Origin of the sequence: Nonomuraea sp. NPDC052265 (assembly GCF_044547985.1) — a bacterium.
Taxonomy (GTDB): domain Bacteria; phylum Actinomycetota; class Actinomycetes; order Streptosporangiales; family Streptosporangiaceae; genus Nonomuraea.
On the sequence record NZ_JBIUBJ010000001.1, the window covers coordinates 270,987 to 296,385 of the forward strand.

A 25,399-nucleotide genomic window follows, 5' to 3' on the forward strand; every position below is an offset into this window, starting at 1 on the left:
GATCGTTAAACTCTGTGATCGGGGGCTCGACGGTTGGAGCACGAGGCATCGGATTTCGATCCGAACACGCCGAACGTGGCACGGCTCTACGACTACTACCTCGGCGGCAAGGATCACTTCCCGGTCGACCGCGAGGCGGCCGAGCGCATCCTCGCGGTGGCGCCCGAGGTACGGGCGGCGGCGCGGGCCAACCGCGCCTTCCTCGGCCGTGCCGTACGCCACCTCGCCGAGGCCGGGATCAGGCAGTTCCTCGACATCGGCACGGGGCTGCCGACCCAGGGGAACGTGCACGAGGTGGCCGCCAAGACCGCCCCGGGCTCCCGCGTCGTCTACGTCGACCGTGACCCCGTGGTGCTGGTGCACGCCAGGGCGCTGCTCACCGGCCACGGCGACGACACGACGGTGGTCGAGGGCGACCTGCGCAAGCCGGGGGACATCCTGCGCGACCCCGAGGTGCTGCGGGCCATCGACTTCAGCCGGCCGGTCGCCGTGCTGCTGGTGGCGATCATGCACTTCATCGAGGAGTCCGACGATCCTGAGGGGATACTCAAGACGTTGCGTGAGGCCATGGCCCCGGGTAGTTACCTGGTCATGTCCCACGGCACCAGCGACGCCCGTCCCGACGCGGTCAGCACGGGCACCGAGGTCTACCGCAACGCCACCGCGCGGCTGGCGCTGCGCAGCCGGGCCCGGATCAGGGAGCTGTTCGAGGGGTTCGAGTTGCTGGAGCCCGGCGTGGTGTGGCTGCCCGAGTGGCATCCCGACCAGGCGGACACGATCGACTTCATGGACCGCCCGGAGTCGTCGCTCATCGTGTGCGGCGTCGGCAGGAAGGTCTAGGACACACCCATGGACCTCGGCCTCGCCGTCCCGCAGTACGGCAGGTTCGCCGAGCTGTCCAGCGTGACACGGGTGGCCCGCGAGGCCGAGGCGACGGGGTTCGCGAGCCTGTGGGCGGGCGACCGGCTGCTGACGCCGCTGCGGCCCAAGGACCGCTACCCCGGGGGCGACGGCAGCGTGCCCGAGGCCCATCGGGTGTTCCTCGACCCGTTCGCGGTGCTGGCGGTGGCCGCGTCCGTGACGTCGTCCGTACGGCTGGGGACCAGCGCGCTCAACGCCTGCTGGTATCCCCCGCCGGTGCTGGCCCGCTCGCTCACCACGATCGACCACCTGAGCGGCGGCCGGCTGGCGGCGGGCCTCGGCCTCGGCTGGTCCTCCGACGAGTACGCCGCCGTGGGCGTGCCCTGGAAGGGCCGGGCCGAACGCTACGAGGCCACCCTCGACGCCCTTGAGGCCATCTGGGGCGAGGACCCCGTGACGTTCGAGCACGAGCTGTGGACGATCGCGCCCAGCCACATCGACCCCAAGCCGGCCCGCCGCCCGCCGCTGCTGCTGGCCGGGTTCGCTCCGGAGGCGCTGCGCCGGATCGGGCGCAGGGGCGACGGCTGGCTGACGGCCGCACTGCCGATCCCCGCGCTCCTGTCGATGTGGGAGACGGTCCGGCAGAGCGCCGAGCGGGCCGGACGCGACCCGGACGCCCTGCGCATGATCCTGCGCTCCAACCCGGTCGTCACCGGCGACGGCACCCCGCCGAGGAGCGGCACGGTCGCCGAGATCGCGGCATACCTGTCGCAGGCGGCGGAGGCCGGGGTCCACGAGGTCATCCTGGACCTCCAGCACACCGCCGCCGACGACGACCACCTGCTGGAGCTGGCCGCCGAGTTCGGGGAGCGCCTTCGCGCCACCTGAGCGCGGGGCCACCGCGGGCTGCCTGAGCGCGGGCTGCCTGAGCGCTGGTTACTTGAGCGCGGAGAGCGCGCCCTCGTAGTCGGGCTCCTGGGTGATCTCGGGCACCAGCTCGGAGTAGACCACGTTGTCGTCGGCGTCGAGCACGACGACCGCGCGCGCGGCCAGGCCGGCCAGCGGGCCCGACTCCTGGGCCACGCCGTAGTCGGCGAGGAACTCACGCCCGCGCATGAGCGACAGCATGGTCACCTTGTCGAGGCCCTCGGCGCCGCAGAACCGGTTCTGGGCGAAGGGCAGGTCGGCCGAGACGCAGAGCACGACCGCGTCGGGGTGCTCCGACGCGACCTGGTTGAAGCGGCGCACGGAGGCCGCGCAGACGCCGGTGTCGACGCTCGGGAAGATGTTGAGCACCTTGGTCTTGCCGGCGAAGTCGGCCAGCGTGCGGTCGGACAGGTCGGTGCCGACCAGCTTGAAGGCGGGCGCGGCGTCGCCGGGCTTCGGGAAGGCGCCGCCCACGGTGATCGGGTTGCCCTTGAAAGTGACGTCGGACATGAAAGCCTCCTGATAGCGATGTTCCCCGACCGCGATCCTAGCGGCGCGATCTCCCCCGCCGAGCGGCGGCACGGGCCGGTTCGCGGCCCCAACAAATCCTCAACAGAAGCTCAACACCCGCCGCCCTACGGTCTGGTCAACAGCTCCGCAGGAAGAGAGGAACGGGAACATGACCAGCATCATCCGTACGTCGCTCGCCGGCATCGCGCTCGCCGGCATCACCTCGCTCGGACTGATCGCGGCCGGTACAGCCCCCGCGTCCGCCACGTCCGCCACGACCGCCACGACCGCGTCCGCCGCGTCCGCCCTCGGCAACGTCCCCGGCTGCGTCGCCGTCTGGCGGACCACCGGCTGGGTCCGCCAGACGGGACACGCCCGCAACGACTGCGGCCACCGCATCCGCATGCGCATCGACTGGGCCTTCGGCTCCGACGGCCCGTGCCGTACCGTGGACGCCGGCCAGACGCTCACCAGCCGGGTGCCCAAGGCGCCGCGCCGCTTCAACGGCGCGGTGTACTGCTGACCGGTTCGGCCCTGGCCGTCCGGACGTCGCGCCGGGCCGGCCCTGGCCGACGGGATGCCGCGCCGGGCCGGCCCTGGCCGACGGGATGCCGCGCCGGGCCGGCCCTGGCCGTCTAGACGTTGCGGCGGTACTGGCCGCCCGCCTCGAACAGGGCGTCGGTGATCTGGCCGAGCGAGCAGACCCGCGCCGCGTCCATCAGCACCGCGAACGCGTTGCCGTCGGACATCGCGACCTCGCGCAGCCGGGACAGCTCCACGGGGGCCTGCGCCCGGTTGCGCTCGTGGAAGGCGCGCAGGCGGTCGAGCTGCGAGCGCTTCTCCTCCTCGGTGCCCCGGGCCAGCTCCAGCTTGTGCGGGTCGGACTGTTCGGCGCCGGGGTTGCGGAAGGTGTTGACGCCGATGATCGGCAGGGATCCGTCGTGCTTGCGCATCTCGTACAGCATCGACTCGTCCTGGATCTTGCCGCGCTGGTAGCCGGTCTCCATCGCGCCGAGCACGCCGCCGCGGTCCGACAGCCGCTCGAACTCGGCCAGCACCGCCTCCTCGACCAGGTCGGTCAGCTCGTCGATGATGAACGAGCCCTGAAGCGGGTTCTCGTTCCTGGCCAGCCCCCACTCGCGGTTGATGATGAGCTGGATCGCCATCGCCCGGCGCACCGAGTCGGCCGACGGGGTGGTGACGGCCTCGTCGAAGGCGTTGGTGTGCAGGCTGTTGCAGTTGTCGTAGATGGCGATCAGGGCCTGGAGGGTCGTGCGGATGTCGTTGAAGGACATCTCCTGCGCGTGCAGCGACCGGCCCGAGGTCTGGATGTGGTACTTGAGCTTCTGCGAACGCTCGCCGGCGCCGTAGCGCTCGCGCATGGCGACCGCCCAGATCCGCCGCGCGACCCGCCCGAGCACGCTGTACTCGGGGTCCATGCCGTTGGAGAAGAAGAACGACAGGTTCGGCGCGAAGTCGTCGATCCGCATCCCCCTGGCCAGGTACGCCTCCACGTACGTGAACCCGTTGGCCAGCGTGAACGCGAGCTGGCTGATCGGGTTGGCCCCCGCCTCGGCGATGTGGTAGCCGGAGATCGAGACGGAGTAGAAGTTCCTGACCGCGTTCTGGATGAACCATTCCTGGATGTCGGCCATCATCCGCAACGAGAACTCGGTGGAGAAGATGCAGGTGTTCTGCCCCTGGTCCTCCTTCAGGATGTCGGCCTGGACCGTGCCCCTGACCGTGGCCAGCGTACGGGCGCGCAGGTCGCGGGCCTCCTGCTCGTCGGGCTCGCGGCCCTGCTCGGCGCGGAAGCGGTCGAGGGCCTGGTCGATCGCGGCGTTGAGGAAGAAGGCCAGGATCGTGGGCGCCGGGCCGTTGATCGTCATGGACACCGACGTGTTGGGCGCCGCCAGGTCGAACCCGTCGTAGAGCACCTTCATGTCGTCGAGCGTGGCGATGGACACCCCCGAGGTGCCGACCTTTCCGTAGATGTCGGGACGCAGGTCGGGGTCGTGGCCGTACAGGGTGACCGAGTCGAAGGCCGTGGACAGCCGGGTGGCGGGCTGGCCCTTCGACAGCAGCTTGAAGCGCCGGTTGGTGCGGAACGGGTCGCCCTCCCCGGCGAACATCCTGGTCGGGTCCTCGTCGTCGCGCTTGAACGGGAACACCCCGGCGGTGAACGGGAACGACCCGGGCAGGTTCTCCGAGCGCAGGAACCTCAGCAGGTCGCCGTGGTCGCTGAAGCGCGGCAGGGCCACGCGCGGGATGCGGTTGCCGGACAGCGTCTCGCGCCAGAGCGGGGTGTGGATCTCCCGGTCGCGGATCTTCACCACCAGCTCGTCGCTGCTGTAGGCCTCCTTGACGGCGGGCCAGCCGTCGAGCAGGCGGCGGCTCTCCTCGCTCAGTTCCCCCTCGGCCTGCTCGGCGAGCCCGGCCAGCCGGGCGTCCTCGCCGCCCAGGAGTTCCCGTACGGCGGCGAGCTGCTGGCGGCGGCGCGCGATCTCCGCCTGGGCCAGCGTCTCGGCGTGGTAGGACCGGACGGACTCGGCGATGTCGGCCAGATAGCGCGACCTGGCGGGCGGGACGATCGCCGCGGCCGCCTTGGAGGTGCGCTCGGTCACGACGGGCAGCAGCCCCGGCCCGACGTCCTCCAGCAGCAGGCCCTTGAGGTGCTGGTAGAGGGCGGTGACGCCGGCGTCGTTGTAGCGGGCGGCGATCGTGCCGAAGACCGGCATGTCCTCGGGTGAGCGGCCGAACGCCTCCCGGTTGCGCACGAGCTGGCGGCGTACGTCGCGCAGGGCGTCCTCGGCGCCGCGGCGCTCGTACTTGTTGATCACGACGGCCTCGGCGAAGTCGAGCATGTCGATCTTCTCCAGCTGGGAGGCGGCGCCGAACTCGGGCGTCATGACGTAGATGGGCACGTCGACGTGCGGGACGATGCCGGCGTCGCCCTGGCCGATGCCGGGGGTCTCCACGATCACCAGGTCGTAGCCGGCGGCGCGGCAGGCGGTGACCACGTCGTCGAGGCAGGCCGGGACCTCGTTGGCGGCCCCGCGGGTGGCCAGCGAGCGGAAGTAGGTCTGGGGGCCCAGGCTGTTCATCCTGATGCGGTCGCCGAGCAGCGCGCCGCCGCCGCGCCGGCGGGTGGGGTCGATGGCGAGGATGGCGATGCGCAGCTTGTCGTCGTTGTCCACCCGGAACCGGCGGACCAGCTCGTCGGTGAGCGACGACTTGCCCGAACCGCCCGTGCCGGTGATGCCGAGCACGCGCGCCGGACGCTCCTGGCCGGCGACCGCGGCCCTCAGCCCCTCGGTCAGCCCGGCCGGGGCGCGGCCGGACTCCATGAACGTGATCGCGCGGGCCAGCGCCGCCTGGTCGCCCGAGAGCACGGCCTCGACCGGCGGCGGGTCGCCGAGCTCGTGGTCGCAGTCCTCGATCAGCTTGTTGATCATGCCGGGCAGGCCGTACCGCTGGCCGTCCTCCGGCGAGAAGATGCGCGTGACGCCCCGCTCGTGCAGCAGCTCGATCTCCTCGGGGACGATCACGCCGCCACCGCCGCCGTACACCTTCACGTGGCCCGCGCCGCGCTCGCGCAGCAGCTCGACCAGGTAGGTGAAGAACTCCACGTGGCCGCCCTGGTAGGAGCTGATGGCCACGCCCTGGACGTCCTCCTGGACGGCGGCCGTGACGATCTCGTCCACGGACCGGTTGTGGCCGAGGTGGATCACCTCGGCCCCCTGCGTCTGGAGGATGCGCCGCATGATGTTGATCGCCGCGTCATGGCCGTCGAACAGCGCCGCGGCGGTCACGAAACGGACAGGGTACGCCGGAACGTGCACGCCTGATCACTCCTTTGTGAGGGGGGCCCCTCCTGCGAAAGATACTAGGACGTCCAACTATTTCGATAGTAGGACGTCCTCGTAGCTCCTTCCGGTCTGGGTAAGGACTGCCCCAGGGGGTGACGCCGATGCGCGCGTTGACGTTCGAGCCGGGCCGGCCGGGGACGCTTGAGGTGGAAGAGGTGCCCGATCCGGAGCCGGGGCCCGGGGAGCTTCTCGTCCAGGGGCTGGCCCTGGGGATCTGCGGGACGGACAGGGAACTGGCGGCGGGCGAGTACGGCTGGGCGCCGCCCGGCAGGAGCCGCATGGTCATCGGCCACGAGTCGCTCGGCCGGGTGCTCCAGGTCCCCGACGGGTCCGCCTTCTCCCCCGGCGACCTGGTCGTGGGCGTGGTACGCCGTCCCGACCCCGAACCGTGCGGCGCCTGCGCCCGCGGCGAGTTCGACATGTGCCGCAACGGCCGCTACACCGAGCGCGGCATCAAGGAGATCGACGGCTACGCCGGCGAGCGGTGGGCCGTCAAGGCCGGGTACGCCGTACGCCTGGACCCCTCGCTGGAGAGCGTGGGCGTGCTCGTCGAGCCGACGTCCGTGGTGGCCAAGGCGTGGGAGCACATCGAGCGGATCGGCTCGCGCGCCTGGTTCGAGCCGCGCACGGTGCTGGTGACCGGCGCGGGGCCGATCGGGCTGCTGGCGGCGTTGCTGGGGCGGCAGCGGGGGCTGGAGGTGCACGTCCTGGACCGGGAGGCGGGCGGGGCCAAACCCGCGCTGGTGGCCGACCTGGGGGCGACGTACCACGTGGGCAGCAGCCTGGACGCCTTCGCCAACGCCAAACCGGACATCATCATCGAGGGGACCGGGGTGGGGCAGCTCGTCATGGAGGCCATGACCTGCACGTCCGCGGCCGGGATCGTCTGCCTGGCCGGGCTCGCGGCGGGCGGGCGCACCCACCGGCTGGACGTCGGCGAGATCAACCGGGACATCGTCCTGGAGAACGACGCGATCTTCGGCACCGTCAACGCCAACCTCCGCCACTTCCGGGACGCCGCGACCGCCCTGGCCCACGCTGACCGGAGCTGGCTCGAACGCCTGATCACCCGCCGCGTCCCCCTCACCCAGGCCAAGGACGCCTTCACCCACACGCCCGACGACGTCAAGGTGGTTCTCGACCTGACCACCTGACCCCGCCCCGCTCGGCCTTCGGTACGGCCCCGGCCCTGCGGCGGGCTCAGTCCTTGGGGGTGTAGGGCTTGCGGCGGGTGGTGGGGGTGCGGCCGGACGCCGAACGTCCCGCGCCCGCCGGGACCCGCCGCCGGGGCTCGACGGGCGTCTCGTACGCCTCGCCCGCGTCCGGGGAGGCCGTGGGGGTCCGCGGCCGGACCGGGGTGGCCGTGGGGGTGCGCGGCCGGGGCGGGGTGGCGCCCACGCGGATCCGGGAGGTGTCCGGCTGAGCGGGGGCGAGAACGGTCACGCGGGGCGCCCAGTCCTCACCGGCCACGGAACGGGCGCCACGACGGTCGTCGGATCCGGTGCGGGCGGTGGCGCGGGCTTCTGGCGCGTTCCAGAGCCGGGCCCAGGTGAAGCGGCGGTGGGTGCCGCGGCGGCGGCCCGTCACGCGTAAGGAGAGCACGACGGTCACCAGCACCATCGCGACCAGCAACGCGGGCGGCGTGCCCAGGACGTCCAGAGGCGAGGAGCGGCCCACCTCCGTGCGCGGCGCGGGCACGAACGGACGCTCGGTCGAACGGATCTCGGCCGCCTGGTCGGCACCGGCCTTGACCAGCCGGGGAAGGCCGTAGCCGACGACCTTGTCGGTGTCCCTGACCTTGCGCTTGAGCCACACGCGATCGACGTTGGCCTCGATGGTGTGGATCTTCTTGCCCTCGACCCGTTCCACGATCCCGACGTGGTCGATGCCCTTGTAGCTCTTCCCGCCGCCCCAGTCGAAGAAGACCAGCGCGCCGGGCTCGGGCCGCTGCGCCCATGCCTTCTGCTTGATGAACCAGGCCGCGTGGGACGGCGTCCAGGCGAATTGCCCGACGTACGGGCCGAAGCCGGTTTTGTCGGCTGCCCAGGCGATGAACATGTCACACCAGGGGGCGTCGCGGTATTGGGTGTCCTGGACGCGATCCGCGTACCACTGGCCGAATTTGGTGGTCTGGCCGCTCTTCTCCTTGTAACCGAGTTCCTGCCGTACCTGCTTCAGCAGCGCGTCCGCGATCGGGTCCAGGGTGACTCCTCCCCGAAAAACCGACAAATCACGATGGACTGTAGTAGCGCCATCGCGAAATTGCTCGAATCATTCAGAAAGTGTCTATTTATGGGCCCGAATTTCGGCATTGGGACGCATGTGACTGGTGAGGCGGGTGATGTTCCTCGTCAGGCCCCCGCACCCACGCGGTAGACGCTCACCTCGCCCGCGCCCGGCGCCACCACGTCGGCCACGATCACGGTGACGTTGTCGGGCGAGCCACCCTCGTTCGCCAGGTCGATGAGCCGCTGGACGGCGGCCGCCGGGTCTGCCACCGTGGTCAGCACCTCGTGCAGGACCTCGGGCCCGAGCACGGTCGTGAGCCCGTCGGAGCAGAGGAGGTAGCGATCATCAGGCTCGGCCTCACGCAGCGCCATGTCCGGTTCGGCCCTGCCCTCGCTGCCCAGCACGCGCAGCACCATGGAACGCCGGGGGTGCACGGCGGCCTGATCCTCCGTTATCCGCCCTTCGTCCACCATCGACTGCACAAGTGTGTGATCCTTGGTCATCTGATAGAGCGCGCCATCACGAAGCAGGTATCCGCGGGAGTCACCGAGATGAGCAAGGGCGAACCGGTAGCCGTCCCACAGCATGGCGGTCACCGTGGTCCCCATCCCCCGGCGGGCGGGGTCGATGTCGGCCAGCTCGACCAGCCTGCGCGCCGCCTCGTGCACGGCGCCCTCCAGTGCCGCCTCAAGGTCAGAGCCGGTCTCGGGAAGCGTGGCATCCAGCTCGCGCATGACGGCGATCGCCGCCGAGCTCGCCAGCTCGCCGGCCGCGTGCCCGCCCATGCCGTCGGCAACCACGAGCAACCGGCCACTCGCATAGCCGGAATCCTCGTTCTGCTCCCTGCGACGGCCCACGTCTGATCCGGCGGCATAGCGGATGTTGTGCTTCATGCCCAGCAGTAAATCATTGGTTGAAAGACTTCACAAGCAGATGCGCTGAAGACTCTTGTGAACTACTGTGGGCTCCATGAGCCACGACCCGACCGTGAACGCCGGGGACATCGCCCGGCTCGCCGGTGTCGGGCGTGCCGCGGTGAGCAACTGGCGCCGCCGCCACGACGACTTCCCCCAGCCGATCGGCGGAACCGCGAACCAACCGCTGTTCTCGCTGCGACAGGTCGAGTCCTGGCTGCGCCGCTATGGGAAGTCCTACCAGGTCTCGCTGGGAGATCGGGTGTGGCAACGCCTGAAAGCCGCCGGCGATCTGCGGCTGGGCCGCCTGGTCGCCGCGGCTGGAACGTTGCTGACCAGCGGGGAGAGCGAGCTGGAGCCCGAGCTGGCCGGGCTCGTGACGGAGCTGGCCGAGCGGCACGACCCGCTGACGGCGTACGAGTTCCTCTGCGAGCGCTACCTGGAGGCCCACTCCCGCCAGCTCTCGGTCACCCGCGACGACGTGGCCGAGCTGATGCTGCGGCTCGTACGCGCCGACGGCGCCACCGTCCTCGATCCCGCCTGCGGGGTCGGCACCCTGCTCCTGCCGCCGGCCGGCGTGCTGCCCGGCGGGCCGGAACCTTCCGAGGCCGTTCCCGGCGACCCCGCGGGGAACGGCGACCCGCCGGCGGGCCGGGGCGGGCCCGCCCGGGTGCTCGGGCAGGAGCTCAGCGAGACCTCGGCCGCCATCACCGCGGCCCGCCTGCGGCTGCGCGGCATCCAGGCCGAGATCGTGGCCGGCGACTCCATGCGGCTCGACGGCTTCCCCGAGGTCAAGGCCGACGCCGTGGTGTGCGATCCGCCGTTCAACGAGCGGGCCTGGGGTTACGAGGAGCTGACCGGCGACCCGCGCTGGGAGCACGGCCTGCCACCGCGCGGCGAGCCCGAGCTGGCCTGGGTCCAGCACTGCCTCACCCACGTCAGGCCCGGCGGCCTGGTCGCCGTGCTCATGCCGCCGGCCGCCGCGAGCCGCAAGGCGGGCCGCCGGATCAGGGCCAACCTGCTGCGCGCCGGAGCGCTGCGCGCGGTGGTGGCGCTGCCGGGCTCCGACCTGTGGCTGCTGCGCCGCCCGAGGGCGGGCGAGCGGCCGCCGTCGGAGGTGCTCATCCTCGACGCGACGGCCGACCTGTCGCCGGTCGAGCCCGCCTGGCTGGCCTACCTCGACGACCGCTCCGACCAGACCGTGCGGATCATCGACCTGCTGGCCGACGAGGTCGACATGACCCCGGCCCGCCACCAGCGCCGCGACGACGTGGGCCGGGCCTTCGCGCAGGCCCGCGACCGTTTCCTCGCCGCCGCCGCCGTCCCGCCCGATCTGAAGGTGCTCGACCAGCCGCTCGACCAGCCGTCCACGACGCTGGGCGACCTGATCAAGGAGGGGCTGGTGAGCACGTCGCAGGCGCCGCCCAAGATGGCCGCCGACGGCGGTGACGTGGCCGTGCTCACGGCCGACGACGTGCTCAACGGCAGCGCGCCCTCCGGCCTGACCACCATGCAGCCGGGGCTGATCGCGATCCGTCCCGGCGACGTGGTGGCCTCCTACTCCGGCGTACGGGTGATCGCCGACGGCGGCGCGGTGCTCGGCCCCCACCTGACCCTCTACCGGGTCGACGCCCGCAGGCTCGACCCCGACTTCCTGGCCGGGTTCCTGCGGGCCGCGGGCGGCCGGGTGACGACCGGCTCCAGCAGGTTCGACGTGCGCCGCACCCGCGTGCCCCGGCTGTCGCTGAAGGAGCAGAAGGCGTACGGGGAGGCGTTCAGGCGACTGGCCGTGCTGGAGGACGCGCTGCGCGAGACCTCGACGCTCGGCCGTACCCTGATCAGGCTCGGCCTCGACGGGCTGGCCGACGGCCATCTGCACCCGCAGTCCTGACGGTGTAGTTTTTCCCGAAAGGCTGCGGGGAGGGCGAATGGTCATCGGCGACCGCTACGAGCTCGACGACCTCCCCCTCGGGCAGGGCGGGATGGGCGCGGTCTACGCCGGCCACGACCGCCACCTCGATCGCAGGGTCGCGGTGAAGCTGCTCAGGCTGCCGAGCGGCCCCGACCACGAGCTGGAACGCCGGTTCATCCGCGAGGCGCGCATCCTGGCCAGGCTGGAGCATCCGGGCGCGCCCGTGCTGTACGACTTCGGCACCCACGAGCAGCGGCTCTACCAGGTCATGCAGTTCATCGAGGGCGTCACCGTGGCCGACGTGGTCAGCGAGCACGGCCCGCTGCCGGTGCCGTGGGCGGCGGCCATCGCGGCCCAGGCGTGCGCGGTGCTGTCGGCGGCCCACACCCTGGCGATCTGCCACCGCGACCTCAAGCCGACCAACCTCATGCTCTGCCCCGACGGGAGCGTCAAGGTGCTCGACTTCGGGCTCGCGCTGCTGCGGGACGCCGACGTCACCACCTTCACCCGGATCGGCCAGATCCTCGGCACGCCGGCGTACATGGCTCCCGAGCAGATCCAGCACGGCGTGGCCGAGCCGCGCAGCGACCTGTACTCGCTCGGCTGCGTCCTGCACGAGATGCTGACCGGGCGGCAGCTCTTCACCGGGCCGACCGATTACGTGGTGTTCGAGCAGCAGGTCAAGGAACGCCCACCGGCCATCCCCGGCCTTCCCGACAAGCTGGGCGCGCTCCTGGCCGAGCTGCTGGAGAAGCAGCCCGAGAACCGTCCCGCCGACGCCAACGAGCTGTACGAGCGGCTCGCCCCCTTCGCCGTCGGGCTGCCGATGCTCCCCGGCTTCCTGGCCGAGGCCCCGAGCCCCGGCCGCATGTACGCCCGCATGGTCGGCCGCGTGCTCAGCCGCCGGTCGTAGCGCCCCGGAGCCCGGCCGGAGGGCCCGGCGGAAGGTCGCTCGTCACCTCCTCGATCGGGTCGCGACCCATCCGGCCATGACGCGGGACCGGCCCTGAACGCGCTCTCTTGGTAACGCCGATCGTTATGCGGACCCCGTTGACAGGGCGGCGCGGAGGCCGCGAATCTGGCGAGAGAGCGCTCTCTCACACATCCCCCCGTTCTACCCAGGAGGGTTTCCATGACCCCTCGTATCCGGCGGCTCGCCCTGCCCGTGCTCACCGCGTCCCTGCTCGCGCTGGCGACGGCCTGCGGCGGCGGCGGAAGTCCCACCACGGAGGCGAGCGCCAAGCCCGGCGAGAAGATCAAGCTGTCCATCGGCCTCTTCGGCGACTTCGGCTTCAAACCGCTCTACGAGGAATACCGGAGGACGCACCCGAACATCGAGGTCGTGGAGGCCGTCACCCAGTTCAACGACCACCACAACAACCTGGTCAAGCGCCTGGCCACGAACGCGGGCGCGGGTGACGTCGAGGCCGTCGAGGTGGGCTACATCAGCACGTTCACCTCCCAGCCCGGCAAGTTCGTCGACCTCAAGCAGTACGGACTCGGCAAGCGCCAGGGCGACTACCTCGACTGGAAGTGGCAGCAGGGCCTCAGCAAGGACGGGCAGCAGCTCCTCGGCCTCGGCACCGACGTCGGCGGCCTGGCCATGTGCTACCGCAAGGACCTGTTCAAGAAGGCCGGGCTGCCGAACGGGCGCGCCGAAGTGAGCGCTCTCTGGCCGACCTGGGAGCAGTACATCGAGACCGGCAAGAAGTTCGGCGCCGCGAACGTCGCCGGCGCCAAGTTCGTCGACTCCCCCGGCGAGATCTTCCGCGCCATGGTCAACCAGGCCCCCGTCGGCCTGTACGACGCCCAGGACAAGATCATCGTGGACAGCAACCCCGACGTGAAGAAGGCGTGGGACCTGTCCAACCAGCTCACCCAGGAGGGCCTGACCGCCAAGCTGGCCGCCTTCACCCCGCCGTGGAACACCGGCTTCGCCAAGGGCTCGTTCGCCACGATCATCTGCCCGGCCTGGATGACCGGGTTCATCCAGGAGCAGGCCAAGGACGCCTCCGGCAAGTGGGACATCGCCACCGTGCCGGGCGGTTCGGGCAACAGCGGCGGCTCCCACCTGATGGTGCCCAAGCAGAGCAAGCACCCGAAGGAGGCGGCCGAGCTGATCGACTTCCTGACCTCCAAGGAGAACCAGGCCAAGGTGTTCAAGGAGGAGGGCACGTTCCCGTCGATCCCGGCGCTGTACGACGACCCCTCGATCCAGAACTTCACCAAGCCGTTCTTCGGCGACGCCCCCATCGGCAAGATCTACTCCGACGCCGCCAAGGCGCTCAAGCCGCAGCACCTCGGCCCGAAGGAGGCCGACGTCCGGGTGGCGATCGGCAACGGGCTCGGCCGGGTCGAGCAGGGCAAGCAGACGCCCGACGAGGCGTGGGCGCAGGTCCTCCAGGACGTCCAGAAGATCAAATGAGCACGCTCCCGCTGTCGGCGCCGGCCCGGCACCGGCGGCGTGGCGTACGGCACACCCTCGACGTGAGGGTGTCGCCGTACGCCTACGTCGCCCCCTTCTTCCTTCTGTTCTGCGCCTTCGGGCTGTTCCCGCTCATCTACACGGCCTGGGTCAGCCTGCACGACTGGACCCTGCTGTCGGAGGAGCACACGTTCGTCGGCGCCAAGAACTTCCAGACGCTGCTGGCGGACGGCTACTTCTGGAACGCCACGTTCAACACGCTGTCCATCGGCGTGCTGTCCACCGTGCCGCAGCTCCTGCTGGCCATCTGGCTGGCCCATCTGCTGAACCGGCGGCTGCGCTTCCAGACGCTGTTGCGCATCTCGATGCTGCTGCCCAACGTCACCAGCGTGGTGGCCGTGGTGGTGATCTTCAGCCAGCTCTTCGGCCGCGACTTCGGGCTGATCAACTGGGTGCTGTCGTGGTTCGGCATCGGGAACATCGACTGGGCGGCCGGCACCGCGACCTCGCACATCGCGCTCTCCGTGATGATCATGTGGCGCTGGACCGGCTACAACGCGCTCATCTTCCTGGCCGCCATGCAGGCCGTACCGCGCGACCTGTACGAGGCCGCCACCCTCGACGGCGCGAGCAGCTTCACCCAGCTCCGCCGGATCACCATCCCGATGATCCGGCCCACGATCATCTTCGTCGTCATCGTCTCCACGATCGGCGCGATGCAGATCATCGCCGAGCCGCTGCTGTTCGGCCAGAGCAGCGGCGCGGGCGGCGGCGCGGCCAGCGGCGGCCCGGACCGCCAGTACCAGACGCTCGCGCTGTTCGTCTACGAGCAGGGCTTCACCAAGTTCGACTTCGGGTACGCCTCGGCGGCGTCCTGGCTGATGTTCCTGGTCGTGGTGGCCGCCGCCGCGATCAACTTCCTGATCAGCCGCCGGGTGAAGGGCGGCACGATATGAGACTGCGCTACCTGACCCTCATCGCGGTCGCCTTCTTCTCCGCCTTCCCGCTCTACTACAGCGTCGTGGTGGCCTCGCGGCACAACTCGGCGCTGGCCGAGGTCCCGCCGCCGCTGCTGCCCGGCGGGAACTTCTTCGCCAACGTCTCCCGCGTGTTCGACACCGTGCCCTTCGGGCTGGCGCTGCTGAACTCGGTCATCGTGGCGGGCTCGATCGCGGTCGCGGTGATGTTCTTCTCGACGCTGGCCGGGTTCGCCTTCGCCAAGCTGAGGTTCCGGGGCAGGAACGCCATGCTGGTGATCACCGTGGCCACCATGATGGTCCCGGCCCAGCTCGGCATCATCCCGCTCTACCTGCTCATGGTGAAGCTGGAGTGGACCGGCACGGACTACGCGCTGATCGTGCCGGCGCTGGTCAACGCGTTCGGGGTGTTCTTCATGACCCAGTACCTGACCCGGGCGCTGCCGGACGAGCTGCTGGAGGCCGGGCGGGTGGACGGCTGCACGACGTGGGGCCTGTTCTGGCACGTCGTGCTGCCCGCCGCGCGGCCGGCGGCGGCCGTGCTGGGCATGCTGACGTTCATGTCGGCGTGGAACGACTACTTCTGGCCGCTGGTCGTGCTGAACCCGGACAACCCGACCGTCCAGGTGGCCCTGTCCACGCTGGCCAGCGGATACGTCAACGACTACGTGCTGGGCCTGGCGGGCACGGCGGTCGGCGTCCTGCCGCTCGTGGCGGTCTTCGCCCTGTTCGGCAGGCAAATCATCGGTGGAATCATGCAAGGAGCTGTTAAGGGATGAAGTTTCCCGAGGAATTCGTCTGGGGAGCCGCCACGGCCTCCTACCAGATCGAGGGGGCGGTCAAGGAGGACGGGCGAGGCCGGTCGATCTGGGACACCTTCTCCCACACCCCCGGGAAAGTCGCCGACGGCGACACCGGTGACGTGGCCTGCGACCACTACCACCGGTACAAGGACGACGTCGGGCTGATGCGCGAGCTGCGGCTCCGGGCCTACCGGTTCTCGGTGGCCTGGCCGCGCGTCCAGCCGGACGGCAGCGGGCCGATCAACCCGCGCGGCCTCGCCTTCTACGACAAGCTCGTAGATGAACTACTAGCCGCTGAAATTTCGCCCTATGTGACGCTTTATCACTGGGACCTTCCCCAAGCCCTCGAAGCCCACGGCGGCTGGACGAACCGCGACACGGCCTACCGTTTCGCCGACTACGCCCAGGCCGTGCACGACCGGCTCGGCGACCGGGTGACCCACTGGACGACGCTCAACGAGCCATGGGTGTCGGCCTTCCTCGGCTACGGCAACGGCGTCCACGCACCCGGCCGCCGCGACCCCGGCGAGGCCATGCGCGCGGCCCACCATCTGCTGCTCGGCCACGGCCTGGCCGCGCGCCGGCTGCGGGCGGCGGGGGCGCGCAGCATCATGCTCGTGGTCAACTCCGCGCCGGTGCTCACCCCGGCCCAGGTCAACGACCCCTCGGCGGTCGCCGGCGAGGCGGACGCGGCCGCCGCCGAACGCGTCCACGCCCTGCTGACCAGGCAGTTCCTCGACCCGGCGGTGTACGGCACGTACCCGGAGGAGGTCCTCGCGGCGGCGGCCCGCAACGGCGGGACCGCGCACGTCCACGACGGCGACCTGGAGCTGATCAACGCGCCGATCGACCTGGTCGGCGTGAACTACTACAACCCGTGCGTGGTCGAGTCGGGCCCTGGGCTGCCCGCCGACGCCGCCTGGCCGGGCTCGGAGGGAGTGCGCTTCACCACGGCGGACGCGCCGGTCACCGCGATGGGCTGGCCGATCGTGCCCGACGGCCTGTCCCGGCTGCTCGTCCGGCTCTCGAAGGACTATCCGCAGGTCGGGCTCATGGTCACCGAGAACGGCGCGGCCTTCGAGGACACGGTCGAGGACGGACGGGTGCACGACGACGAGCGCGTGGCGTACCTGGACGGGCATCTGCGCGAGGTGCAGCGGGCCGCCGAGGCGGGCGCCGACCTGCGCGGCTACCTCGTGTGGTCGTTGCTCGACAACTTCGAGTGGGCGGAGGGCTACCGGCGCAGGTTCGGCATCGTGCACGTGGACTACGCGACGCAGACCCGGGTGCCCAAGGACAGCGCTCTGTGGTACCGCGACGTGATCAGCAGGAACGGCCTGTAGATTTTTTCCGTGCTCTCCCTCTTGGTGCAGTCATGAGACGCCCGACGCTGGAGGCGGTCGCCGCCCGGGCGGGCGTCTCCCGCGCGACCGCCTCCAGGGTCGTCAACAACCAGACGACCGTCGCGCCGCACATCCGCGACGCCGTGCAGCGCGCGATCGACGAGCTGGGCTACGTGCCCAACTCGGCGGCGCGCAGCCTGGTCACCCAGCGCACCGACTCGATCGCCCTGGTCGTCAGCGAGCCGGGCACCCGGGTCTTCTCCGAGGACCCGATGTTCTCCACGGCGATCAGGTCGGCCAGCTACGAGCTGGAGGCGGTCAACAAGCAGGTCGTGCTGATGCTGGCCTCCTCGCCCAAGAGCCACGCCCGGGTCGAGCGGTACATCTCGGGCGGCCACGTCGACGGCGTCATGCTGATCTCCATGCACGGCGCCGACCCGCTGCCGTCCGCGCTGTCGCGGCTGCGCGTCCCCGTGGTCTCCTACGGGCGGCCGGCCGTGCCGGTGGACATCCCGTTCGTCGACAACGACAACGTGGGCGGGGCCGAGGCGGGCGTGCGGCACCTGGTCGAGTCCGGGCGGCGCAGGATCGCCACGATCGCCGGCCCGCAGGACATGATCGCCGGCCAGGACCGCCTGACCGGCTACCGCAACGTGCTGCGCGACTCCGACCGCCGCTCGATCGTGGCCGTGGGCGACTTCACCAGGGAGTCGGGCGCGATCGCGATGCGCCAGCTCCTCGGCGACGACCCCGCGCTCGACGCCGTGTTCGTGGGCAACGACCTGATGGCGGTCGGCGCGCTCCAGGCGCTGCGCCAGGCCGGGCGGCGGGTGCCCGACGACGTGGCGGTGGTGGGGTTCGACGACATCGAGGCGGCCAAGTACACCGAGCCGCCGCTGACCACGTTGCGGCACCCGATCGCCGAGCAGGCGGCGGCCATGGTCCGGCTGCTGCTCGGCCTGTTCGAGGGCGGCTCGCGGGAGCCGGTGATCCTGCCCACCGAGCTGGTGGTCCGTGAGTCGGCCTGAGCCCGCCGGGGCCTCCCTGGTGATCTCCGCCGGCGAGGCCGTGGCCATCGACAGGTGGCTGCGCGGCCCCGGCGCCCGCTGACTGCTGGACGATCGCGCGGGCGGTCAGGTGGGGATGGTGGCGCGGGCCTCCTCGACATGGACGGCGATGCGGTCGGCGCCGCACGACTCGGCCAGGGCGCGGGCCTCGTCGGCCAGCGCCAGCGCCTCGGCGTGCCGCCCCTGGGCGGCGGCGATGCGGATCAGCCCGACCTGGTTGGACGCGACCCCCGCCAGGAGCCCGAGCTCACGCCGCAGCCGCGACGACTCCGTCAGCCTCTCGCGCGCCTCGTCGAGCCGCCCGGACCTGTGGGCGACGATCCCCTGGTGCCTGAGCACCTCCGCGAGCGTGGCGAGGTCGCCCGCCTCCGCGGCCAGCTCCCCGGCGCGCTCGAACAGGGGCGCGGCGCGGTCGAGATCGCCCTCGACGAGCTGGTGGAAACAGCCCTCCCAGAACGACGACTCCCCCTCCCCGCGCCGGTCGCCGAGCGCCCTGAACAGGGTCGTGGCCCGCTGGAACAGCGGCAGCTCGCGCGGGTCCGCCTCGCCTCCTTGCATGAGGCGCACGTGCATGATCCGGCCTCTGGCCAGGCACAACGCGGCCTCGACGGCGTCCAGCTCGCGGTCGGACGTCGCGAGCGCCGCACTGTCCCCGGCATAGGTCCCGCGTTCATAGAGCTCTTGAGCCCTCTCGATCCACATTTGCCCGAATCTAACGGATTTCGACGCCGGCCACATCGATGTTCACGGGCACGAGGGCGCGGTCAGCCGCGAACGCGCGCCGTCGAGGCCCTGACCACCAGCTCCGGCTCGAACAGCAGCTCGTCGGCGGGTACCACCGCCTTGTCGATCTGGGCCACCAGCAGGTCGACGGCGGCCCGGCCCATCGCGTCGATCGGCTGGCGGACCGTGGTCAGCGGCGGCTCGGTGCAGTTCATCAGCGCCGAGTCGTCGAAGCCGATGACCGAGACGTCACCCGGCACGGTGAGCCCGGCCCGCCTGGCCGCCCTGACCGTGCCGAGCGCGAGCAGGTCGCTGGCGCAGATCACGCCGGTCACCCCCTGCTTGACCAGGCGGGCCGCGGCCGCGTGCCCGCCTTCCAGGGAGAACATCGTGTGCTCGACGAGCAGCGGGTCGCCGCCCCGGGCCTGGAACGTCTCCAGCTTGCGCCGCGAGGGCATGTGGTCCTTCGGGCCGAGCACCATGCCGACGCGTTCGTGGCCGAGCGCGCGCAGGTGGGACAGGGCCATCTCGGCGGCCACCACGTCGTCGCAGGAGACCTGCGGGAAGTCCAGCCGCTCGACGGCCGCGTTGACCAGGACGGTCGGCAGCTTGCGCTCGTGCAGCAGCTCGTAGTGATCGTGCGAGGCGTCGGCCTGGGCGTAGAGGCCGCCGGCGAAGACCACGCCGCTGACCTGCTGCTGGAGCAGGAGATCGACGTAGTCGGCCTCGGAGACGCCGCCGACCGTACGGGTGCACAGCACCGAGGTGAAGCCCTGCTGGGCCAGGGCGCCGCCGACGACCTCCGCGAAGGCCGGGAAGATGGGGTTCTGCAGCTCGGGGAGCACCAGGCCGACCAGGCGGGCCCGGTCGCCGCGCAACTGCGTGGGACGCTCGTAGCCGAGCACGTCGAGCGCGGTCAGCACGGCCTCGCGCGTGGCGTCGGACACGCCCGGCTTGCCGTTGAGCACGCGGCTGACCGTCGCCTCGCTCACCCCGACCTTCTTCGCCACCTCTGCGAGTCGTCGCGTCATGCGCAAACTATACGGCCTCCCGCGCAAGCGCTTGCGATCACTTACGTAACCCCCGCCGGACGTTTCCACACCCGCCCAGGATGCCCTTCCCGGCAATTCCGGCGCATCGAGCGGACGATTTGAGAGGCGCCGCACGACAATCACCAGTCAAATGTTTGCGCAATCACGTCAAGCCATTGCGAAATTCTGCGTCACAACTCCGCCCTGGTCGGCAAGCCCTGCCAGTCGCTCACGCTCGCCATCGCCGCCGCGCTCAACAGCGCGCCCCGGTGCAGCCGCTCCTGCGGCGTCAGGCCGTCGAGCGCGGCGCTGATGTAACCGGCCGCGAACGCCTCGCCGGAGCCCGCCATGTCCACGACGGGCACCTGCGGGACGGCCACGTCGTAACGCATGCGGTCGGCACGCACGCTGGCGCCCTTCGCGCCCCGGTTGACCACGACCTCGCGCTCGGGGGTGAGAGCGGGTTTGACCAGGTCAAGCTCGTCCTGGGCGAGGAAGAGCAGATGGGACTGACAGGCGAGCTCACCGAGCACCTCCTCGGCCTCCCGGACCGAGGGCCACAGCTCGGGCACGTAGTCCACGGAGAACGAGATCATGACGCCGGCCGTCCGCGCCGCGCTCATGGCGGTGTGCACGGCGTCGAGCGCGTCCCTGCCCAGGGCCGCCGTGACGCCGGTCACGTGCAGCATCTTCGCGGCGCCCACCCGGTCCATCGGCACGTTGCCCGGCGACAGCCGCGACCCGGCCGAGCGGGTGCGGTACTGGGCCGTCACCGGCTCGCGGCCGACGCGCACCTCCCTGAGCACCATCCCGGTACGCGCCCCTTCGACCACCCGCACGTCCCCGACGTCCACGCCCTCGCCCCTGAGCACGGTCAGCGCCCTGGCGCCCAGCTCGTCGTCACCCACCCGGCCGGCGTACGCGCATCGGTGACCGAGCCTGGACAGGGCGACGACCAGGGTGAACTCGGGGCCGCAGACGTCCAGTCTGGCCTCGTTCTCGTGCCGCACCCGGCCGCTGGAGACGACCCCGAGCGGCTCGCCGAGCGCGTAGACGTCTGTCATGAGCCAGACTGTAGTTGGTCACGACTGCACTAAATGATTTTTTTGCATAAGTCCTGGTTGGGACCGTGATCAAATATTTTCTGTATCTTTAGCGAACCTTTTCCCCAACTCGTGCCTCAAAGTAGTAGAGGAAGCCGGCGCGCCCCGGTGCCGGCTTCGAGTCGATACGGGGAGAGGAATCAGCACCCTCATGAGAAAGATCGCAGTAGGAATCATCACCGCCTTCGTAGGCGGGGCCATGTTGGTTTCCGGCGCGGGCGCCGCCTCCGCCACCGCGACCAAGCACGCCACCGAGCTCAAGATCCGTGACATCACCCCCAACCCGGTCGTGGTGAAGGCCGGCAGCGAGACCACCGCGTACTTCGACATCGGGGCCAGCTCCGACGTCCAGAAGGTCACGCTGAGCGTCGCGCCGGAGGGCAACTTCCGCACCTTCCGCGCCAAGGACGTCAAGGACCTCGAGGGCTGGCGCTTCGCCGTCCCGTTCAACGAGGGCGACTTCGCCGGCAAGTGGAAGGCCACCGCCGTGGCCTTCGACAAGGACAACAAGCAGGTCGCCACCGACTCCGCGTTCTTCAGCGTCGAGATCCAGAAGGGCAAGGCCGACACCCGCGTCTCGCGCTTCACGGCCGACCCCTACAAGGTCCGTCAGGGCCGCTCGATCTACTTCTCCGGCCGCCTTCAGGTCGATGACGAAGGCTGGGAGGGTCTGCGCGGCGAGAAGGTCAGCGTCTACTACCGCGCCAACGGCTCCAGCGGCTGGAAGTGGGTCGCCTCGGCCAAGACCTCCTGGGGCGGCAAGTTCTCCACCAAGACCCGCGCCTGGAAGAGCGGCACGTTCAAGGCCGTCTACGAGGGCAACGACGAGCTCAACGGCTCCGAGAGCCGTCGCGACTACGTCAAGGTCTACCGTTCCTGGCACCACCGCTGATTGATCGTCGAGGCCCGGTTCCCCTGGTGGGAGCCGGGCCTTCGGCTTTTCCGGATTTCTTTTACGCGCACCGGGGTTTATCGATCATTGGATCGCCGCATGGACTGTCCCATTTGCAAAGGAGGCGGCACGCCGTCTCACGGACAGCACGTCGATCCGACAGGAGCCCCGCCCATGCCGAACCCCCTGATCGCCCTCGTCCTGAGCCTGACGAGCACGCTGGGGGCGGCGCCTTCGGTCCGTTACGAACCCGCCGACACGGCCCGCGAACAACACGCCAGGAAGCTCCTGAAGGACAGCGGCGTCCTACGGCCCCGGCTCGGCGGGGTCGAGGTCGTGGCCCGCGGCTGCGACTCCCCCCGCGCCACCTGGGACGCCGGCAGGCGGCGGATCACGATCTGCTACTCGCTGGTCAGCAAGATCCACCGGACGCTCACCGGCATCTCCGAGACCGAGGAGGCCGACCGGCGCACCACCGCCGCCCGCGTGGACGGCGCGCTGGCCGCTCTCTACCACCACCAGCTCGGCCACGCCCTGGCCGCGCTCAACGGCCTGCCCGCCGACGAGCCTCAGGCCGACCGGTTCGCCGCGCTGACGCTCGCCGCGCGCGACGGCGGCCACGTGGTGGCCGCCGCCGAGGCCCGCCACCTGCTGGCCGCCCACACGGACGCGGACCACCTGTCGGGGACGGCCGCGTCCGCCACGTTCGCCTGCCTCCTGTACGGCGCCGACCCCGTCAGGTACGCCCGCATCGCCAAGGGCGGCTGGGTTCCCGCCGAGCGCGCCCCCTCCTGCCGCGCCGAGTACGAGCAGGCCAGGTCGGCTCTGGGCGCGCTGGCCGTGAAAGTCGGGGCCTGAGGGGTACGTCCGGTGTATGGCTGAGGAGCTGCTGCGAGAGTTCGACCCGTTCGACATCTTCGACACCGAGGCGGCCCGGCTCGACCGGTTCTTCGACGGGCTCGACGAGGACGGCTGGGCGCGTCCCTCTCGCTGTGCCGGGTGGTCGGTCCGCGACGTGCTCGCCCATCTGGCGGGCGAGGAGGCGTACAACCACGCCTGCCTCGACGGCACCGTGCAGGAGCTGCTGACCCGGGTGGCCGCCGAGGGGGTGACCGGGTTCAACGACTTCAACGAGTGGTCCGTACGGCAGCGGCGTGACGTGCCCGTCGAGGAGGTGCTCCAGGAGTGGCGCACCAAGAACGGCGAGACGCGCGAGCGCATGCGGGCCCTGGGCCGTGACGCGCTGATCGACACGACGGCGGGCCCGTACCCGGTGGGGTTGCAGACCTTCCACTACGACTCCGAGTACGCCACCCACGCCGACGACGTCGGCGTGCCGGTGTCGGCGGAGGAGATCGACGACAGGACGTTCTGGCGGGTCGCCGTCGGGCGGTTCGTGCTGGCCGAGCAGGAGTCGAGGGCGCAGGTGGAGCAGACGGCCGAGCAGATCTGGGTGAGCGTCGACCAGGGCAGCGCGTCGCTGTCGTACCCGGAGTTCGTGGAGGCCACCGTGGGACGGCTGCCGACCGACGGGCTCGACCCGCGGGTCGCCGCCGCGCTGCGGTGCCTGGCCTGAGAGGAGAGCGGCATGTGGCTGCGCAACCGCGAGGGCGGCGAGCCGGTGACGGCGCGCAGCCCGCTGCGCGCGAGGCGGATCCTGTCGTGGATCGCCCTGGTCGTCGCCGTGGTCGCGGCGGTCTTCTTCACGGCCCGCGCGATGTCCACGGGGCAGCAGGTGTGGGTCTGGGAGGCCGCCATCGCCGCCGCGGTGGCCGTGGTGGCCGCGGTGGACCTGGCGGTGCTCAGGCGCCGCCGCGCCGGGCCGTCAGGTGGTGAGCACGGCCAGCAGGAGCAGCAGGATCACGGCGGCGGCCAGCCCGAAGATGATCCAGACATGGGTCAGCACCCACACCCGTAGCCGGTCGCCGCAGGCTTGCGGGTAGTCGATTCCGTCGGACTCGATCCTGTTGATCGCCGCCACACGCCGGGCCAGCTCGGGGTCGTCCCGTTCGAGGCCCTGCTCGATCTCAGCGAGGAGGCGGCGTTCCCTTCCAGAGAGACCCATAGCGATCACCATTGCTCCCACGCCGGTGAAAGCCTTGTACCCACGAGTAGCCCCAGCATGCCCGCCCGGCGCGTCCTCGGCGTGACATGCCGAAGCCCCCGGCCGCTCCGGCCGGAAGGCGAGGAGCGGACAGGGGCGGGTCAAGCCTTGGTTGTCATTTCCTGCCGTAGCGCTGGTTGAAGCGCTCGACGCGGCCCTCGGTGTCGAGGACGCGGCTGCGGCCGGTGTAGAACGGGTGGCTGGCCGACGACACGTCGACGTCCACGACCGGGTAGGTCCTGCCGTCCTCCCACTCGACGGTCCTGCTGCTCGTCAGGGTCGAGCGGGTGAGGAGGGCGAAGCCGGCGCTCGGGTCGCGGAAGACGACCGGACGGTACGAGGGGTGCAGGTTCTTCTTCATGCCCCCCTCAACCGGGTGACAATGGTTTTCATTCCCTGGCTTCGGGATCGATGCCGAGCACGGTCCGGCCCCCGTCCACGGGGATCGTCGCCCCGTTGACGAACGAGGCGTCCGGCGAGAGCAGGTGCGCCACGACCGAGGCCACCTCGTCCGGGAAGGCGACCCGGCCCAGGGGGTGGACCCTGGCCATCTCGCGCTCGACGGCCACGACCTCGTCCGCGCTCCTGGAGGCCAGGAAGTCCTCGTAGCGTTCGGTGGCCACCGAGCCGGGCGCGACGGCGTTGACCCTGATGCCGTACCGCCCGTACTCGACGGCCAGGGACCTGGTCAGGCCCTCGGTCGCGGCCTTGGCCGTGGCGTAGGGCAGGCTGCCGGGGACCGCCCTCGTCGCCTGGTGCGAGGTGACGTTGACGATCGCGCCCGGCGTGCCCGCCGCGAGGAACCGGCGGACGGCGACCGCGCAACCCACCAGCGCCAGGTCCAGGTTGGCCGCGACGAGCCGCCTGACCTCGGCGATCGGGGCGTCGTGCACGGAGGCGTCACGGAAGATCGCCGCGTTGTTGACCCAGCCCGCCAGCGCGCCGGCCTCCTGGGCCCGGTCGGCGGCCCAGCCGACCAGTTCCTCGTCGGCCGCGTCGCCCACCACGGGGATGACGCGGGGGCCCGTCCAGGACAGCGAGCCGCCGTCGCGGTCGATGACGACGACGGTGTCCTTCTCCCCCAGGAGCCGCTGGACCACGGCCTTCCCGATGCCACGCCCGCCGCCGGTCACCACGTAGGAAAGACTCATGCGTTCGACGCTACTCGGCGCCAGAGTGACCTTCGTCACCGTGTTCCGGGGTGGTGGACGGGAACGCACCAGGGCGTGATCGCCGTACCCGGTCCCAGGTCGCCGGCCCGCGCGGTCAGGCCCTGGCGATCACGCAGACGGCCGGCTACGGCGTGCTCTACCACGCGTTCTCGGTGTTCATCCCGCCGATGGCCCGCGACCTGCGGACCGGGGTCGCCCGGCTCACCGGGGCGATCACGGTGTCGGTGCTGGTCTCCGCCCTGTTCGCGCCCCTGGTCGGACGCCGGCTGGACCGGCACGGCGGGCGCGCGCTGATGACCGCCGGATCCCTGCTGGGCGGGCTCGCGGTGCTCGCCTGGTCGCAGATGCGCACGGTGACGCAGCTCTACCTGGTGTGCGCGGTGCTCGGGATCGCCTCGGAGCGCTCTCCTGGTGGCCTACGATCGGTACGGGCGGGCGCCGGAGCAGGAGGGCGCGCTGCCCGCCGAGCCGACCTGAGACCCGCGGTCCGCCGTCGGCGGAAACTGACGGAACGTCGATCGACGACCACGTAAGGTA

At 71.0% G+C, this 25,399-nt stretch carries 26 protein-coding genes; 16 read left to right on the plus strand and 10 right to left on the minus strand.

What is annotated here, in order from left to right; translation table 11 throughout:
• Positions 1-33 precede the first annotated feature (33 nt).
• The gene (locus ACIHAD_RS01305) at positions 34-840 is read left to right on the plus strand and encodes an SAM-dependent methyltransferase (RefSeq protein WP_397352313.1); all 807 of its coding nucleotides are present in this window, start codon (positions 34-36) and stop codon (positions 838-840) included.
• A 9-nt stretch (positions 841-849) separates the two neighbouring features.
• Positions 850-1,749, plus strand: coding sequence for a TIGR03619 family F420-dependent LLM class oxidoreductase (locus ACIHAD_RS01310; RefSeq protein ID WP_397352314.1), 900 nt, complete (start codon positions 850-852; stop codon positions 1,747-1,749).
• 48 nt (positions 1,750-1,797) lie between these two features.
• Here ACIHAD_RS01310 and tpx read toward each other — a convergent pair whose 3' ends face one another.
• On the minus strand, positions 1,798-2,298 hold the full coding sequence (gene tpx / locus ACIHAD_RS01315) for a thiol peroxidase (protein WP_357970994.1): 501 nt from the start codon (positions 2,296-2,298) through the stop codon (positions 1,798-1,800).
• A gap of 169 nt (positions 2,299-2,467) precedes the next feature.
• On the opposite strand from tpx, the gene ACIHAD_RS01320 reads away from it, so the two are divergent.
• Complete coding sequence (locus ACIHAD_RS01320) at positions 2,468-2,821, plus strand: hypothetical protein (protein WP_397352315.1); 354 nt, start codon at positions 2,468-2,470, stop codon at positions 2,819-2,821.
• Between the two features lie 112 nt (positions 2,822-2,933).
• On the opposite strand, the gene icmF is transcribed toward ACIHAD_RS01320, so the two are convergent.
• Complete coding sequence (icmF, locus tag ACIHAD_RS01325; RefSeq protein ID WP_397352316.1) at positions 2,934-6,140, minus strand: fused isobutyryl-CoA mutase/GTPase IcmF; 3,207 nt, start codon at positions 6,138-6,140, stop codon at positions 2,934-2,936.
• 128 nt (positions 6,141-6,268) lie between these two features.
• On the opposite strand from icmF, the gene ACIHAD_RS01330 reads away from it, so the two are divergent.
• Positions 6,269-7,321: a glucose 1-dehydrogenase gene (locus tag ACIHAD_RS01330; protein ID WP_397352317.1), complete on the plus strand. Its 1,053-nt coding sequence runs from the start codon at positions 6,269-6,271 to the stop codon at positions 7,319-7,321.
• Between the two features lie 46 nt (positions 7,322-7,367).
• Here ACIHAD_RS01330 and ACIHAD_RS01335 read toward each other — a convergent pair whose 3' ends face one another.
• Together ACIHAD_RS01335 and ACIHAD_RS01340 are read right to left on the minus strand one after the other, a co-directional pair.
• The gene (locus tag ACIHAD_RS01335) at positions 7,368-8,396 is read right to left on the minus strand and encodes a CHAP domain-containing protein (RefSeq protein ID WP_397352318.1); all 1,029 of its coding nucleotides are present in this window, start codon (positions 8,394-8,396) and stop codon (positions 7,368-7,370) included.
• Between the two features lie 122 nt (positions 8,397-8,518).
• A complete protein-coding gene (locus ACIHAD_RS01340) occupies positions 8,519-9,289 on the minus strand; it encodes a protein phosphatase 2C domain-containing protein (protein WP_352349865.1) in 771 nt (256 codons plus the stop codon).
• 76 nt (positions 9,290-9,365) lie between these two features.
• Here ACIHAD_RS01340 and ACIHAD_RS01345 point away from each other — a divergent pair, with 76 nt between their 5' ends.
• The 7 genes from ACIHAD_RS01345 to ACIHAD_RS01375 all read left to right on the plus strand — a co-directional run bounded on the left by ACIHAD_RS01345 (position 9,366) and on the right by ACIHAD_RS01375 (position 17,798).
• A complete protein-coding gene (locus ACIHAD_RS01345; protein WP_397352319.1) occupies positions 9,366-11,201 on the plus strand; it encodes a class I SAM-dependent DNA methyltransferase in 1,836 nt (611 codons plus the stop codon).
• Positions 11,202-11,238: 37 nt separating this feature from the next.
• Complete coding sequence (locus ACIHAD_RS01350; RefSeq protein ID WP_397352320.1) at positions 11,239-12,135, plus strand: serine/threonine-protein kinase; 897 nt, start codon at positions 11,239-11,241, stop codon at positions 12,133-12,135.
• A 219-nt stretch (positions 12,136-12,354) separates the two neighbouring features.
• Entirely contained in the window at positions 12,355-13,647 is a 1,293-nt protein-coding gene (locus tag ACIHAD_RS01355) for an extracellular solute-binding protein (RefSeq protein WP_397352321.1), read from the plus strand.
• Positions 13,644-14,603 carry a carbohydrate ABC transporter permease gene (locus ACIHAD_RS01360; RefSeq protein ID WP_397352322.1) on the plus strand — a complete coding sequence of 320 codons (960 nt, stop codon included), beginning with the start codon at positions 13,644-13,646 and terminating at the stop codon, positions 14,601-14,603. The genes ACIHAD_RS01355 and ACIHAD_RS01360 overlap by 4 nt, the downstream gene beginning before the upstream one ends.
• Positions 14,600-15,403 carry a carbohydrate ABC transporter permease gene (locus ACIHAD_RS01365; RefSeq protein ID WP_397352323.1) on the plus strand — a complete coding sequence of 268 codons (804 nt, stop codon included), beginning with the start codon at positions 14,600-14,602 and terminating at the stop codon, positions 15,401-15,403. The genes ACIHAD_RS01360 and ACIHAD_RS01365 overlap by 4 nt, the downstream gene beginning before the upstream one ends.
• Positions 15,400-16,770 carry a GH1 family beta-glucosidase gene (locus ACIHAD_RS01370; RefSeq protein WP_397352324.1) on the plus strand — a complete coding sequence of 457 codons (1,371 nt, stop codon included), beginning with the start codon at positions 15,400-15,402 and terminating at the stop codon, positions 16,768-16,770. Before ACIHAD_RS01365 ends, ACIHAD_RS01370 begins: the two co-directional genes overlap by 4 nt.
• 32 nt (positions 16,771-16,802) lie before the next feature.
• Entirely contained in the window at positions 16,803-17,798 is a 996-nt protein-coding gene (locus ACIHAD_RS01375; protein ID WP_397352326.1) for a LacI family DNA-binding transcriptional regulator, read from the plus strand.
• 105 nt (positions 17,799-17,903) lie between these two features.
• Here ACIHAD_RS01375 and ACIHAD_RS01380 read toward each other — a convergent pair whose 3' ends face one another.
• The 3 genes from ACIHAD_RS01380 to ACIHAD_RS01390 all read right to left on the minus strand — a co-directional run bounded on the left by ACIHAD_RS01380 (position 17,904) and on the right by ACIHAD_RS01390 (position 20,655).
• On the minus strand, positions 17,904-18,539 hold the full coding sequence (locus tag ACIHAD_RS01380) for a hypothetical protein (protein WP_397352327.1): 636 nt from the start codon (positions 18,537-18,539) through the stop codon (positions 17,904-17,906).
• A 62-nt stretch (positions 18,540-18,601) separates the two neighbouring features.
• On the minus strand, positions 18,602-19,591 hold the full coding sequence (locus tag ACIHAD_RS01385; protein ID WP_397352328.1) for a LacI family DNA-binding transcriptional regulator: 990 nt from the start codon (positions 19,589-19,591) through the stop codon (positions 18,602-18,604).
• A 191-nt stretch (positions 19,592-19,782) separates the two neighbouring features.
• Entirely contained in the window at positions 19,783-20,655 is an 873-nt protein-coding gene (locus tag ACIHAD_RS01390) for a sugar kinase (protein WP_397352329.1), read from the minus strand.
• Between the two features lie 190 nt (positions 20,656-20,845).
• On the opposite strand from ACIHAD_RS01390, the gene ACIHAD_RS01395 reads away from it, so the two are divergent.
• The 4 genes from ACIHAD_RS01395 to ACIHAD_RS01410 all read left to right on the plus strand — a co-directional run bounded on the left by ACIHAD_RS01395 (position 20,846) and on the right by ACIHAD_RS01410 (position 23,504).
• Entirely contained in the window at positions 20,846-21,586 is a 741-nt protein-coding gene (locus tag ACIHAD_RS01395) for a hypothetical protein (RefSeq protein ID WP_397352330.1), read from the plus strand.
• A 174-nt stretch (positions 21,587-21,760) separates the two neighbouring features.
• The gene (locus ACIHAD_RS01400; RefSeq protein ID WP_397352331.1) at positions 21,761-22,444 is read left to right on the plus strand and encodes a DUF4344 domain-containing metallopeptidase; all 684 of its coding nucleotides are present in this window, start codon (positions 21,761-21,763) and stop codon (positions 22,442-22,444) included.
• Between the two features lie 16 nt (positions 22,445-22,460).
• Positions 22,461-23,162: a maleylpyruvate isomerase family mycothiol-dependent enzyme gene (locus ACIHAD_RS01405; RefSeq protein ID WP_397352332.1), complete on the plus strand. Its 702-nt coding sequence runs from the start codon at positions 22,461-22,463 to the stop codon at positions 23,160-23,162.
• A 12-nt stretch (positions 23,163-23,174) separates the two neighbouring features.
• The gene (locus ACIHAD_RS01410) at positions 23,175-23,504 is read left to right on the plus strand and encodes a DUF6343 family protein (protein ID WP_397352334.1); all 330 of its coding nucleotides are present in this window, start codon (positions 23,175-23,177) and stop codon (positions 23,502-23,504) included.
• On the opposite strand, the gene ACIHAD_RS01415 is transcribed toward ACIHAD_RS01410, so the two are convergent.
• From ACIHAD_RS01415 to ACIHAD_RS01425, 3 genes are all read right to left on the minus strand, one after another.
• Positions 23,412-23,651 carry a DUF3040 domain-containing protein gene (locus ACIHAD_RS01415; protein ID WP_397352335.1) on the minus strand — a complete coding sequence of 80 codons (240 nt, stop codon included), beginning with the start codon at positions 23,649-23,651 and terminating at the stop codon, positions 23,412-23,414. The two genes, ACIHAD_RS01410 and ACIHAD_RS01415, sit on opposite strands and share 93 nt — an antisense overlap.
• Before the next feature lie 154 nt (positions 23,652-23,805).
• Complete coding sequence (locus ACIHAD_RS01420) at positions 23,806-24,051, minus strand: type B 50S ribosomal protein L31 (protein ID WP_397352336.1); 246 nt, start codon at positions 24,049-24,051, stop codon at positions 23,806-23,808.
• A gap of 28 nt (positions 24,052-24,079) precedes the next feature.
• Entirely contained in the window at positions 24,080-24,841 is a 762-nt protein-coding gene (locus ACIHAD_RS01425) for an SDR family NAD(P)-dependent oxidoreductase (protein ID WP_397352337.1), read from the minus strand.
• A 50-nt stretch (positions 24,842-24,891) separates the two neighbouring features.
• On the opposite strand from ACIHAD_RS01425, the gene ACIHAD_RS01430 reads away from it, so the two are divergent.
• Positions 24,892-25,395 carry a hypothetical protein gene (locus ACIHAD_RS01430; RefSeq protein WP_397352338.1) on the plus strand — a complete coding sequence of 168 codons (504 nt, stop codon included), beginning with the start codon at positions 24,892-24,894 and terminating at the stop codon, positions 25,393-25,395.
• Positions 25,396-25,399 lie beyond the last annotated feature (4 nt).

Excerpts from the sequence above, each read along its gene's own strand:
- ACIHAD_RS01375 (WP_397352326.1), top strand. The coding sequence starts at position 16,803 with ATGAGACGCCCGACGCTGGAGGCGGTCGCCGCCCGGGCGGGCGTCTCC.
- ACIHAD_RS01340 (WP_352349865.1), bottom strand. The coding sequence starts at position 9,289 with ATGAAGCACAACATCCGCTATGCCGCCGGATCAGACGTGGGCCGTCGC.
- ACIHAD_RS01365 (WP_397352323.1), top strand. The coding sequence starts at position 14,600 with ATGAGACTGCGCTACCTGACCCTCATCGCGGTCGCCTTCTTCTCCGCC.
- tpx (WP_357970994.1), bottom strand. The coding sequence starts at position 2,298 with ATGTCCGACGTCACTTTCAAGGGCAACCCGATCACCGTGGGCGGCGCC.
- ACIHAD_RS01330 (WP_397352317.1), top strand. The coding sequence starts at position 6,269 with ATGCGCGCGTTGACGTTCGAGCCGGGCCGGCCGGGGACGCTTGAGGTG.
- ACIHAD_RS01405 (WP_397352332.1), top strand. The coding sequence starts at position 22,461 with ATGGCTGAGGAGCTGCTGCGAGAGTTCGACCCGTTCGACATCTTCGAC.
- ACIHAD_RS01310 (WP_397352314.1), top strand. The coding sequence starts at position 850 with ATGGACCTCGGCCTCGCCGTCCCGCAGTACGGCAGGTTCGCCGAGCTG.
- ACIHAD_RS01370 (WP_397352324.1), top strand. The coding sequence starts at position 15,400 with ATGAAGTTTCCCGAGGAATTCGTCTGGGGAGCCGCCACGGCCTCCTAC.
- ACIHAD_RS01355 (WP_397352321.1), top strand. The coding sequence starts at position 12,355 with ATGACCCCTCGTATCCGGCGGCTCGCCCTGCCCGTGCTCACCGCGTCC.
- ACIHAD_RS01415 (WP_397352335.1), bottom strand. The coding sequence starts at position 23,651 with ATGGGTCTCTCTGGAAGGGAACGCCGCCTCCTCGCTGAGATCGAGCAG.
- ACIHAD_RS01390 (WP_397352329.1), bottom strand. The coding sequence starts at position 20,655 with ATGACAGACGTCTACGCGCTCGGCGAGCCGCTCGGGGTCGTCTCCAGC.
- ACIHAD_RS01420 (WP_397352336.1), bottom strand. The coding sequence starts at position 24,051 with ATGAAGAAGAACCTGCACCCCTCGTACCGTCCGGTCGTCTTCCGCGAC.
- ACIHAD_RS01345 (WP_397352319.1), top strand. The coding sequence starts at position 9,366 with ATGAGCCACGACCCGACCGTGAACGCCGGGGACATCGCCCGGCTCGCC.
- ACIHAD_RS01360 (WP_397352322.1), top strand. The coding sequence starts at position 13,644 with ATGAGCACGCTCCCGCTGTCGGCGCCGGCCCGGCACCGGCGGCGTGGC.
- ACIHAD_RS01395 (WP_397352330.1), top strand. The coding sequence starts at position 20,846 with ATGAGAAAGATCGCAGTAGGAATCATCACCGCCTTCGTAGGCGGGGCC.
- ACIHAD_RS01400 (WP_397352331.1), top strand. The coding sequence starts at position 21,761 with ATGCCGAACCCCCTGATCGCCCTCGTCCTGAGCCTGACGAGCACGCTG.
- ACIHAD_RS01380 (WP_397352327.1), bottom strand. The coding sequence starts at position 18,539 with ATGTGGATCGAGAGGGCTCAAGAGCTCTATGAACGCGGGACCTATGCC.
- ACIHAD_RS01385 (WP_397352328.1), bottom strand. The coding sequence starts at position 19,591 with ATGACGCGACGACTCGCAGAGGTGGCGAAGAAGGTCGGGGTGAGCGAG.
- ACIHAD_RS01320 (WP_397352315.1), top strand. The coding sequence starts at position 2,468 with ATGACCAGCATCATCCGTACGTCGCTCGCCGGCATCGCGCTCGCCGGC.
- ACIHAD_RS01410 (WP_397352334.1), top strand. The coding sequence starts at position 23,175 with ATGTGGCTGCGCAACCGCGAGGGCGGCGAGCCGGTGACGGCGCGCAGC.
- ACIHAD_RS01350 (WP_397352320.1), top strand. The coding sequence starts at position 11,239 with ATGGTCATCGGCGACCGCTACGAGCTCGACGACCTCCCCCTCGGGCAG.
- ACIHAD_RS01425 (WP_397352337.1), bottom strand. The coding sequence starts at position 24,841 with ATGAGTCTTTCCTACGTGGTGACCGGCGGCGGGCGTGGCATCGGGAAG.